The organism is Streptomyces collinus Tu 365 (assembly GCF_000444875.1).
In the GTDB taxonomy this organism is placed as follows: Bacteria; Actinomycetota; Actinomycetes; order Streptomycetales; family Streptomycetaceae; genus Streptomyces; species Streptomyces collinus_A.
On record NC_022001.1, the window covers coordinates 52,200 to 62,990 of the forward strand.

The window sequence follows — 10,791 nt, forward strand, 5'->3', positions numbered from 1 at the left end:
TCCGGGCCGATCCTGCGGGAGAACCCCACATGCGTCGCTTCACCGCCACTTTCACCGCCTTGGCCCTCGGGTCCGCAGGGCTGATCGCCGCCACGGCCGGCACGGCCCAGGCATCGACCTGCTCCCACGCCTACCTGCCGCTGCCCGACTCGTCGTGCACGCCCGGCGCTTACAACCCCGACGTCACCCAGTCGAACATCCACAGCACCATCTGCGTCTCCGGCTGGACCGCTACTGTCCGCCCCCCGACCTCCTACACCAACCCCCTCAAAGCGCAGGGCATCACCGACTACGGCTACGCGGACACCAACATGGCCGACTACGAGGAAGACCACCTCGTCCCCCTCGAACTCGGCGGCGCACCCCGCGACCCCCAAAACCTCTGGCCCGAGCCCTACTCCGGCTCCCAGACCGCACACTCCAAAGACGGAGTGGAGACCAAGCTGAAGAACGCCGTCTGCGCCGGCATCATCACCCTGTCCGCCGCCCGAAGCGCCATCAAGAACAACTGGACCACGGCCCTGCAGGTCACCGGAATCGGCTGACGCCAGCCGCCGGGACGTTCAAACGGCCGTGCTGGACGTCCCGGCGCCGAGACCGGGCGGTCCACCGCAGAATCAAGCTGGCTACCGTGCTATTGGTCGGGGATGGACGCATCACGCCGGGCCGCAGAAGGACGGCCGCGCGCATCGGTAGGTCGTGCCTCACGGACGTCGGTCGACGCAACCCGGCCTCATTCCTCGTCGGTGTCCGAGCGGCGGGGCTGGGCCCTCGGGAACTCGGGGCACAGGCGGCGGTATGGGGCGCCTCCGGCGTAGGTGGTCCATTCCTCGTGGGTCATGTTGCGGCCTGCTCGTTGGCACAGGGCGTCCGGCCACTGCCCGGGTACGGGGGTGATCCGGGCGGAACGGTCCCAGGAACCGGTGGCCAGGGTCTTGCCATCCGGACTGAACGCCACTGAAGTGACCCAGCCTGCCGTGTCGCCCAGCGTCGCGAGGGTACGGCCTGCGCGGAGGTCGAAGAGGACGGTCGTACGGTCCCGGCTGGCCGTCGCGACGATCCTTCCGTCGGGGCTGAAGGCGACGGCGGTCACCTCGTTGGTGTGGCCAGCGATGGTGCGGACGACGGTCCCGGTCTTGATGTCCCACAGGCGTGCGGTGCCTTCACTGGAGCCGAGCGCCAGCGTATTCCCGTCGGGACTGAACGCCGCCGCGTTCAGCAGGTCTTCGTTGTCGAACCGTGCGGTGCCGCGGTGGGTGCGGGTGTCCCACAGTCGTGCGGTGCCGTCGGTGGACGCGGTCGCCAGTGTTCTGCCGTCGGGGCTGAACGCGACCGCGTCCACCCAGCCGCTGTGCCCCCGCAGCGTCCCGACACAGCGGTGGGTGCGGGTGTCCCACAGTCGTGCGGTGCCGTCGGTGGAGGCGGTCGCCAGCCTGCTGCCGTCAGGGCTGAACGCCACCGCGTCCACCGCGCCGCCATGTCCGCGCAGCATGACGAGGGCCCGGTGGGATCGGGTGTCCCACAGGCGGGTCCGCCCCTTCTGGTCACCCGCCGCGAGCAGGTGCGTGCCGGAGTCGAGGGCCACGGCCAGCACCGGCACCGCCTGGTTGTCGAGGACGGCGGTCGTACGGCCTGTGCTGGGGTCCCACAGCCGGGTGGTGCCATCTCGGCTGCCCGTGGCAAGTGTGCGGCCGTCGGATCCGAAGGCCACGGTGTCGACGTAGTCGCGATGACCGCTCAGCACTTCGCTAGCGCTCTGCGCGGTGGTACCCCACAGCCGTAGGGTGCCGTCCGAGGAGGCCGTGGCCGCGGCCCTCCCGTCCGGCCGGAACGCCACCGAGTTGACATGACCCACATGCCCTTCCAGGACTCCCGTAGAACCGCGGGTGTGCAGGTTCCACAGCCGGGCGGTGTCGTCCCAACTGCCGGTCAGCAGTGTGCGGCCATCGGGGCTGAACGCTACCGAGGCCACGACGCGCGTATGACCCCGCAAAGTGGTCGTGCCACGCCCGGTGCGCACGTCCCACAGACGTGCCGTCCCGTCGGCGGAACCCGTGGCGGCTGTCTTGCCGTCGGGGCCGAACGCCACCGCGTAGACCTCACCCCTGTGACCGCGCAGGACCCCCGTGGAACGGTGGGTGTGCAGGTTCCACAGCCGAGCGGTGTCGTCCCAGCTGCCGGTCAGCAGTGTGCGGCCGTCGGGGCTGAATGCCACCCCGCTCACCCTCCCGGTGTGGCCGGTGAAGGTGGCGAGCGCGCGGCCGGTCCGCGCGTTCCACAGCCGGGCGGTGCCGTCCTCGAATCCGGTGGCCAGTTTGGTGCCATCGGGGCTGAACGCCACCGCGGTGACCGCGCCCGCCTGAGCGGAGAGCCGGACGGCCGTCGTCCCGGTGCGTACGTCCCAGATGCGGACGGAGCCGTCGGCGGAGCCCGAGGCAACGGTGTGACCGTCGGGGCCGAACGCCACGGCGGCGACCGCGCCGGTGTGCCCCGACAGCACGACCGGTGTGCCGCCGCCGTCGACACGCCGGAGCCGGATCTTCAGGTCCGTCCCGCCGGCAGCCAGCGTCCGGCCGTCGGGACTGAACGCCACCGCCGTGAGCGGTCCTGCGTTGCCGGCCAACAGCCTTACCGGATAGGTAGGGATTGCCAGCGCGCCCAGGGCGGCGGCGGTGGTGGATTCGTTCGTCTCGGAGCGCAGTCCGGCCAAGGCGAGAAGACCGGCCAGCCCGGGCCGGGCGCCGAGCAGTGCACGCGACTGAGCGGCGAGGCCGTCGGCGAGGGCGATACGGCTCTTGTCATCGGCCGCCTTGCGTTCCGCCTCCGCGCTCTGCCACTGCCGGCCCGCGAGCAGCGTGGCGCCCAGGGACACGACGACCAGCAGGACGAGAGCCGCCGAAAGACGCCTCAGCCGACGGTTGCTCCGGCGCGCTGCCTCGGCTTCGGCCTCCGCCGCTTCGATCTCGGACTTTGCCGCAGCCGCGCTTTGGTCCAGGAACGCCGACTCCAGCGGGCTGAGGTCGCTCCGCCGCGGCTGCGCCATTTCCACGACCCGGGCCAGCCGGTGTCCCCGGTACAGGCTGCCCGGATCACGCCCGAGTCCTTGCCACGTCTGTGCAGCGGATGTGAGGTCGCGGCGCACGCGCAGCCAGTCGCGGTCCTCGACCAGCCATGCGCGTAACAGGTCCCAGGCGCGCACGAGCGCCTCGTGGGTGATCTGGACGACCCCGTCATCGGCGGTGACAAGCCGTTGGTCCACCAGGCGCCGGAGCGCCACTCGCCCGGGACCGCCCTCATGAGCGAGTTCGTCCTCACCCACCCTGCGGCGTACTGCCTCACCGCCCTCGTCCACGGTGACCAGTCTCAGCAGCAGCCTGCGTGCGGCTTGCCGCTCCTCGGGGGCGAGGGCGTCGTACACCCCCTGGGCGGTGTTGGCCACCGCGTCCCTGATCCCTCCGGACGCCTGATAGCCCGCAAGCGTCAGACGGCGTCCGTCGCCCTGCGCCCAGGTGGCCTGCAAGGTGTGCGCCAGCAGGGGGAGTGCTCCCGCATCATGACGGCCCCCCTGCACGCCGAGGTCACGCAGGAGCGTCTCGACCAGGCCGGGTTCGAGTTCCAGACCCGCGGTGCGCGCCGGTCCGACGATGGCCTGCCGCAGTTCCGGTTCGGTCATCGGCCCGAGCACCAGACCGCCCTTGCTCATCGCCCCGGACAGGCCGGGCACAGCGATACAGCGGTGCAGGAAGTCCGCGCGCACCGCCAGCACCACCGGAGTCGGTTGCAGGCTCCCCTCGCAGCCGGCGGCCAAAGCGATGAGCTGGGCCGCGAAGGCATGGCGCTCCTCCTGGTCGGCGCATTGCGTGAAGACCTCCTCGAACTGGTCGACGAGCAGCACCGCAGATCCGGGGCCATCTTCCCCCGCTGTCGCCGACGACTGCTCCAGCGCCGTCAGGGGGTGGGGCCCGGGCGTGATGCGCACGACCTTCGGGGCACCCTGAGCGTCTTCCGCCCCCTGCAATCGACGCAGCGCGGGCGACAGCCCGGCGCTCAGCAGCGAGGACTTGCCCGCTCCCGAGGCGCCCGTGACGAAGACGGGCGCGCCCCCCTCCAGACGCATCCTCACCAGCCGGACTAACTCATCGACCTGTGTCCTACGGCCGAAGAACCACCTCGCCGTGTCTTCGGTGAACGCCCTCAGCCCCGGATACGGGCACGTGTCGTCCGGAGCTTCCAGCCGAATGACACCAGCCTGGTCGGCCGGTCGGGCCAACATGTTGCGCAGGAGCAGGTAGTCGCCCAGTAGGCCCTCCCACCGACTCTCCTTCGCCTTTCGGTCGGTCTTCAGCTCACCCAGACAGGCTTTGACGTACTTGTCGAACAACGCACGGGTGGGAAGCCTTCTGCCCCGGCCGAGCTCAAGGTCGGAGAGCGTCTGCGCGGCGGACCCGATCCGCAAGGACAACGACTCCTGTGTCAGACCTGCCTCGCTGCGCAGCTCGCGCAACCGCCGTCCCAGTCGAAGCCGCTGTTCCTGCGCCGCCTGATGCCCCGAGGCGGCCGAAGTCATCGAGGCTCCCAGTGACCGGAGCTCCGGCGCGCTCCGGATCCGAGGTACTGATACAGCACTTGACCTGCGTGTTCACCCGAGAATTCCGGGTTCGGCCGCCGTCCGGGACTTCGGGCCCCGCTGTCGGGCAGCCTGGCCGAGGCCGATCTCAACCCGCCGCTCACCACGTATCGACCGGCCGAAGTCCCCACACCCACGCGCTGCCCCCTCACGCCGTAGCACGTGGAGCCTAAGCCTCTCACCGGACAAGCAAAGCCGTTTCGGTCCCAACCAGCACCACGCCTCCCCGAACCGGCGAACGTGCCACAACTCCGAACAACCGCACCGACGAAGGGATCACGATGAACGACGAGACGATCGACCCGGCTAAGGACGAAGCCGTCGACGGCAGGGCCGGCGCCCGCCAAACCGAGCCCGACACCGTCCGGCGCCTGAGCCGGGTGGCCGTGTTCGGGCTAGTACGTGGAATGGCTGCCGCGACGGGCTCGGCGCTGATCGCGGGATTCACCTGGTGGATGCGGGACCACTGAACCGTGCGGCCTGACCACGATGACCCTCGCATCAGTGCTGACGTTCACCCGCCAAGCTCCCGCGAATCGCAGGCCGCGGTGGCATCGCCTGGCCGCCAAACTGCCGCGGTGGCCCGGCGGCCGCGTATTGATACGCCCGCAGCCCCGACGAGCCGCAGCCCGTCTGGGCGCATCCTCAAGGCCCAGGAAAGAAGCACGAAGACAAGCCCGTGCCCGTCCGCCGACTGATCGCTCAAGGCGTGCGTTCTCAACGGATCGACGGCTGATCATGGCCTGTGAAGGGCGTGTCAGAGCGCTGTCAGCGGATCCTGCCACCGTTGGTCCTGTGAACGGCAGCGGACAACACTGCGGCCGGACACGGGGAGAGGTGCCCGGAGCGGTTGATCGGGGACCAGCGAGCTCGCCTCACGGTCGGGCCCTTCGGGGCCCACGCAGGTTCGAATCCTGCCCTCTCCGCCGTAACCCCCTTTCGGGGGCCGCACCAGGCCGGTGCATCGGCCCTCGAGCCAGCATTCCCCGCTGTGTCTGTTACTCACTTTCGGGTGAACGCGTCCGCTGAACTGGGGTGGCGTGCTCTGGTGAATGGTTGCCTCAGGCCCACAATTCCACGGCGGCCACGCCTGGCAGGACGTCAATCTGGTGCGTCAGCGGCATAGATGGTCGTTGCATGCGAGTGTCACAGCAACCTGGTGAATCTGTAATGCCGTGCGCATTTCCCTCACCTAGTAGGGGTTCGGATTGCAGGGTGTGGGTGTGCGGCCAGCTGGCTGCACACCAGCACCACGCATCCCGCTGGCCTGCGGTCTCTGGCGCCATGGGCCGGAGTGGGGGTGTGCGCACGAAGGGGGACCCTGGTGTCCGTTGCTTCTTCCGTCCGCCGCATGACCGCCGTCGCCGCAGTCGCGGCCGCCGCCATGGGCGCGGTGGCGCTGCCGGCCTCGGCCGCCGACCACCACCCGGGCCGCGCGCACGCCGCGGTGTACATCTCCGGTGTGCAGTACGACTCCCCGGGCCGTGACGACCGCTCCAACTGGTCGCTGAACAAGGAGTGGGTGGACATCACCAACTCCACCCGGCGGCCGGTGAACCTGGAGGGCTGGACCCTCGCCGACGAGGACGGGCACTCCTACACGTTCCGTCACGTCCGACTCGACGGGCGCTCCACCGTCCGCGTCCACACCGGAATCGGCCGCGACACCCGCACCGACCTTTTCCAGGACCGTCGCGCCTACGTGTGGAACAACGACTACGACACCGCGACGCTGCGCAATGACCGCGGCCGCCTCGTCGACGACGTCTCCTGGGGCCACCACCGCGGACACCGCCACTGACCCCTACTTGCGAAGTGGCGGCAGGTGACGCCGGCTGGTGAGCCGGCGCCCCATGGTGGGCCTCCCCAACCGGCGGGGCAGGCCCACCTCCGCCCAGCCTGCAACGCCCTACCCGAGCTCAGGGCTGCGCGGCAGCGAGACGCCCCGCTGTTTTGTCTCGTAGCCAGCGACCGCAACGGTCAGCATGTGTGCTGCGCCCGGTGCGTATGAGGTGACGCTGCGATCAGGCGCCGCCGCCCCTGTGATTGGCCAGAGCGCCCTTATCCGAGGGTGCCGCCGAACTCGCCGTTCTCGGCTTCCTTCGAGGTGAGCTGGAGCGTGCCACGGTGGGAGACTTCCACTTTGTAGAACTTCTCGCCTCTGGGAACGTCGGGAACGGCCACGGCGAAGGAGCAGTTGTAGGAGTCCTCGTCGTAGCGGGGGCTGTTCAGGGCTCCCGTAGCGACGACGCTCCCGGCCGCGTTGTACACGGTGACAGAGGTGCCCTCGCGGATGTCGTCGTAGCCGCCGTTTCCGGCACAGCCGCCGTCTCCGTCGGGGACAACGCTGTCGGTGAGTTCGAAGTCCCCCTTCAGCGTGAAGGTCCCCGGGGCGCCCGGGCCGCTGTTTGCGGTGATGACCCATGCCGTGCCGACGAGGCCCGCGCCCACGATGAGTCCCAGCAGGGCAGCGCTCAGCGGCTTGAGGCGCTTCCGGGCCGGTTCGGGTATCGGCTCGGCCGGGGACTCGCTGAAGGTCGGCGGAGTGGTGGGTTGCGGCGGAAACTGGTCGGTCATGGTCTCCCCAGGAAACGGTCGGAACGCGAAGGAGGCCCTGCCGGTGGGGGCGGGCGCGGGCGGGGATAGCCGGGCTGTTGTCAGTTCCAGCCGCCGAGCAGGCCAGAACTCAGCTGCGCGTCGCAGATGTTGTAGCCGCCGGATGCATGGCCCTTCTTCGTGTGACCGTCGACCGAGACCGAGCAGTGGATGTCTCCCGAGCCCTGGAGCTGCGCGGTGACCGTGTAGTACATCGCGTCGTCTTTGAGGGGCAAGCTGGCCGTGAAGGAGCCGTTCTTCCACGTGCCCTTGCGGTTGTCGGAGTCCGACCCGTAGGTGATGTCCAGCGGGCCGAGCGCTCCGGCGGGCGCGGTTCCCCAGACCTTCAAGGTGACGAGCTTCTTCTTGGGCTTGTCGTCGGCCTTCTTCGCGTCGCTCTTGGGGTCGCTCTTGTCCTTGCCGGCGGCGGTCGGCTTCTTGTCCTTGGACACGGACGACGTGGCCTTCGCGTGAGTGGGCGCGCTGGACTTGGAGTCGCTGCCGCCGCCTATTGCAGTGCTGATGATGCCGATCAGCACGAAGACGCCGACGATGCCCAGGCACCCCAAGCCGATGATCTTGCCCGCGCCGGACTTCTTCGGCGGCTGAGGCGGCGGCGCACCCCAGCCCTGCTGCGGGCCGCTCCACGGCTGCGGCTGCCCAGGCTGTTGCGGGTTGTTCCACCCCGGCTGCTGGGGCTGCTGCTGAGGGTCTTGGTTGCTCATGGTTTCCCCTGGGTGCACTAGATGTGTATTGCAGGTGTGTGACTTGTAAAGATGACGTGTGGTTGCCTCAAGTGAGTGGTATTCACCTGATCGTGATCAAAGTTGCCTTCGAGGCAAAAACGGGCCCGGCCGACACTGCTGACCCTCGGTCACTCCGGCCCGGCACGTCCGCCTGGCGCTGCGGGGTAGTCAGGGCCATGGGATGCGGGCCTTGCTGAGGTTGCCCTGGCGTTCTCGGTCAGGCTGCGGAGGAGGGGCCGGCCGGGCGACTGGGTAGTGGGCGGAGAACCCAGGGGGTGGCTTGGCCGGTCTGCCTGTCGTTGAGGCATAGCCGTCCCTTAGTGATCTGCCTCTGCAAAGAGCTCTGGAGCGGTGAAGCTGAAGAGGTGGGCTTCAGTGGCAGTTTCGATCAGATTCGGTCATTACTGAAAGTCACCCGAAGGGGAACGCAGGTTCCCTGAAGCTCGATGTGACGGGGTCTCAGGCGTGCCCTCGAGGGGAGTGCGCGGGCGCCCGATGTCGCGTTATGGGCATGGCATTTCAGGCCAATGTCCTAATCAGGGTGGGTGGTGCGCTGGCGGGGGTGGCGCGGCTTGGCGTAACCGATCGGCGAGATGTGGGGTGCATCACACCCCTGAGGTGAGCGTGCAGGTCAACGCTGTGTAATCACCTTCTAAAAGTCGGTCTGTGGAGATTGATCGACTATCGGTTAACTCTGGCCAGCAGCTGATCGGTTGTATGGGCGTAACCGCAGCAACGCGGTTGCCGGCCTGGCTCCGCCGAGCCAGGCCGGTGTTCTCAGCCAAGGAGTTGTCCGTGGGGCCGATCTGCCTCGGACGCCGGGACGATCACATCGTCCCGCGTCACCACCCTCTGCTGCCTGGGAGTACGACCCGCCCGGCTCCGCCCGCGCCTGCCTGCCCGCCGGTGCTCCGCCCGGTCCGTCCCGACGCGGCCCTGCCTGCGGACGCTGTCCTGACGGGACGGAGGAGCGAGCGGTGAGCGACGCGGACCCGTTCGACCAGGAGGGGCATGTCGCGCGACCCGCCGACGACGGCCAGTTCGCCCGCTTCTTCCGCAGACACAAGGACGAATTCCTGCGCTACCTCGTCTCCAAGACCCGCACCCTCGCGGACGCCGACGAGGTCCTTATGGACGCGGCGGTGCGCATGTACCAGCGGTGGGAATACATCGAGAACCACGAGAGCCCAATAGCCATTGCCTGGCAGATCGTGCGCTCCAAGCAGGTCGACCACTACCGCATGCAGGTACGCCGCGCCGGCAAGGAACTCCTCACCGACGACGTACCCGCCTTCGCCAGTCACGGCGGCAGCGTCGATGAACTCCTCGCGCTGCGCGGCTACGAACGTCTCGACAAGGCGCTGTCCGCTCTGGAGACGGCGGCCCCCACACAAGCCCTGTGCATCCGGCTGCGCTACCTCGAGGAACTGACCACCGCCGAGATCGCAGAGCGGACCGACCGCACGGAGAACGCGGTACGCGCCAACATCTGTAAGGGCCTGCGCCGCCTGCACACCCTGATGGAACTGCCCGACACGGAAGAGGGGGACCGATGACCGCGAGGAAGTACCACTCGCGCGCTTCCATGTGCATGGACGACGACAACCAGGACATCCAGCCCGCAGACACCGAACGCGAAGTCGAAGAACTCCTGCGGGCCGAGGCCCGCGCCGTCAGCGACCTGGTATCCCTGCACGATACCGACGACTTCATGCAGCGCCTGGCCCGCCGCATCACGGAGAGGGCCAGCGAACCCCCGCGCGTCCAGCGCGAAGAGGTCTCGGACCCCGTACCGGTCACTGGGCCATCCCTACCACCGGTGGCCCCTCCCGCAACGCACTCGGCCGCATACCGCCATGACACCGTTCGTCCCGCCCTGCGCAGACCCAGGCGCCGCCGGCCCAGCCCCGTCGTACGACGCGACCCCACCGCACACCCCCAGGCCACCCGCGCCTACCTACGCAGCGTCTGCGAAGACGTCCTGCGCTCCGCCGACGTCGACCGCCTCGACCTGTTCGGCCACGACTACGAAGACGACGCAGCAGCACGCACCTTCGCCTGCCTGCTGTACATCATCGAACGCCGCAAGAGCGCCGTCTTCTGGTGGGGCTTCGCCGCCGGAGCCGGCGACCCCCTCGCCGCACACCTCCTGGCCACCTACTACGCCATCGACGACACGACCACACCCCAGGCCAGAGCCTGGCTCTGCTTCTCCCGCCTCCTCAACTACCACGCACCCCTCCACGCCCCCCGCCCCATACAAGACACAGCACGCCTCGCAGACGGCATGGCCCGCCCCTGGACCGACGAACTACGCAACTTCATGACAGCCGACCCACCACCGTTCCTCCGCCCATGACCCCAACCCAGCCACCCCGTCACCTCCAGGAGCCAGCGCCATGACCGCACCACCCCCGCCCCCCGACCCCCCACGGCGTCCGCGCCGCTCGCCCCACCGCGCCTACCTGACGCACCTGCTGCGGGGGCTGACGTACGGCACCGGCACCGCCGTCACCGGCCTCCTGGCCTACTGGATCCAGCAACGGATCTGATCCGGGCCCGCCAGACCACAGGGACCGCCCGGCACCGAACGAAGCCGTGCGGGCCCTGCGGGTCCCTCGCCCGGATGTCACGTCGCCCCGGGAGACGGTTGTCAGGCGCCGCAGTGGGTGTCGTTGTTGCGGAGGCTGTGGGTGGTGTCGTACGACCACCCCTGGGCTGGCTGGACATTCAGCGTCGGGTGGGGCTCGCGCGAGACATTGCACGTCACTCTCGTGGCACCGGAGCTGGTGGTGGAGGTCGGCGTTGACGTCGTCCGTGACA

The 10,791-nt window shown here is 69.0% G+C and carries 9 protein-coding genes and 1 pseudogene; 7 read left to right on the forward strand and 3 right to left on the reverse strand.

What is annotated here, in order from left to right; all coding sequences use genetic code 11:
* Positions 1–29: 29 nt before the first annotated feature.
* Positions 30–545 (forward strand): hypothetical protein, encoded by a 516-nt coding sequence (locus tag B446_RS35610; protein WP_020945078.1) that lies wholly within the window; start codon positions 30–32, stop codon positions 543–545.
* A 188-nt stretch (positions 546–733) separates the two neighbouring features.
* Here B446_RS35610 and B446_RS35615 read toward each other — a convergent pair whose 3' ends face one another.
* The gene (locus B446_RS35615; protein ID WP_078614975.1) at positions 734–4,567 is read right to left on the reverse strand and encodes a helix-turn-helix domain-containing protein; all 3,834 of its coding nucleotides are present in this window, start codon (positions 4,565–4,567) and stop codon (positions 734–736) included.
* Positions 4,568–4,908: 341 nt separating this feature from the next.
* Between B446_RS35615 and B446_RS35620 the strand changes: the two genes are divergently transcribed.
* The 3 genes and pseudogenes from B446_RS35620 to B446_RS35625 all read left to right on the forward strand — a co-directional run bounded on the left by B446_RS35620 (position 4,909) and on the right by B446_RS35625 (position 6,428).
* Positions 4,909–5,097 carry a hypothetical protein gene (locus tag B446_RS35620; RefSeq protein ID WP_020945080.1) on the forward strand — a complete coding sequence of 63 codons (189 nt, stop codon included), beginning with the start codon at positions 4,909–4,911 and terminating at the stop codon, positions 5,095–5,097.
* Between the two features lie 361 nt (positions 5,098–5,458).
* Positions 5,459–5,553: pseudogene (locus tag B446_RS39110) on the forward strand.
* Positions 5,554–5,978: 425 nt separating this feature from the next.
* Positions 5,979–6,428 (forward strand): lamin tail domain-containing protein, encoded by a 450-nt coding sequence (locus B446_RS35625; protein ID WP_020945081.1) that lies wholly within the window; start codon positions 5,979–5,981, stop codon positions 6,426–6,428.
* 260 nt (positions 6,429–6,688) lie between these two features.
* Here B446_RS35625 and B446_RS35630 read toward each other — a convergent pair whose 3' ends face one another.
* Together B446_RS35630 and B446_RS40670 are read right to left on the reverse strand one after the other, a co-directional pair.
* The gene (locus B446_RS35630; protein ID WP_020945082.1) at positions 6,689–7,204 is read right to left on the reverse strand and encodes a hypothetical protein; all 516 of its coding nucleotides are present in this window, start codon (positions 7,202–7,204) and stop codon (positions 6,689–6,691) included.
* A gap of 80 nt (positions 7,205–7,284) precedes the next feature.
* Entirely contained in the window at positions 7,285–7,947 is a 663-nt protein-coding gene (locus B446_RS40670; protein WP_237751145.1) for a hypothetical protein, read from the reverse strand.
* A gap of 998 nt (positions 7,948–8,945) precedes the next feature.
* Here B446_RS40670 and B446_RS35640 point away from each other — a divergent pair.
* From B446_RS35640 to B446_RS39845, 3 genes are read left to right on the forward strand one after another with little or no spacing between them, the layout of a single operon-like run.
* Positions 8,946–9,524, forward strand: a complete 579-nt coding sequence (locus tag B446_RS35640; RefSeq protein WP_020945084.1) for an RNA polymerase sigma factor — start codon at positions 8,946–8,948, stop codon at positions 9,522–9,524.
* On the forward strand, positions 9,521–10,327 hold the full coding sequence (locus B446_RS38645) for a hypothetical protein (protein ID WP_020945085.1): 807 nt from the start codon (positions 9,521–9,523) through the stop codon (positions 10,325–10,327). The genes B446_RS35640 and B446_RS38645 overlap by 4 nt, the downstream gene beginning before the upstream one ends.
* Before the next feature lie 40 nt (positions 10,328–10,367).
* Positions 10,368–10,520: a hypothetical protein gene (locus tag B446_RS39845; RefSeq protein ID WP_167543357.1), complete on the forward strand. Its 153-nt coding sequence runs from the start codon at positions 10,368–10,370 to the stop codon at positions 10,518–10,520.
* Positions 10,521–10,791: the final 271 nt, after the last annotated feature.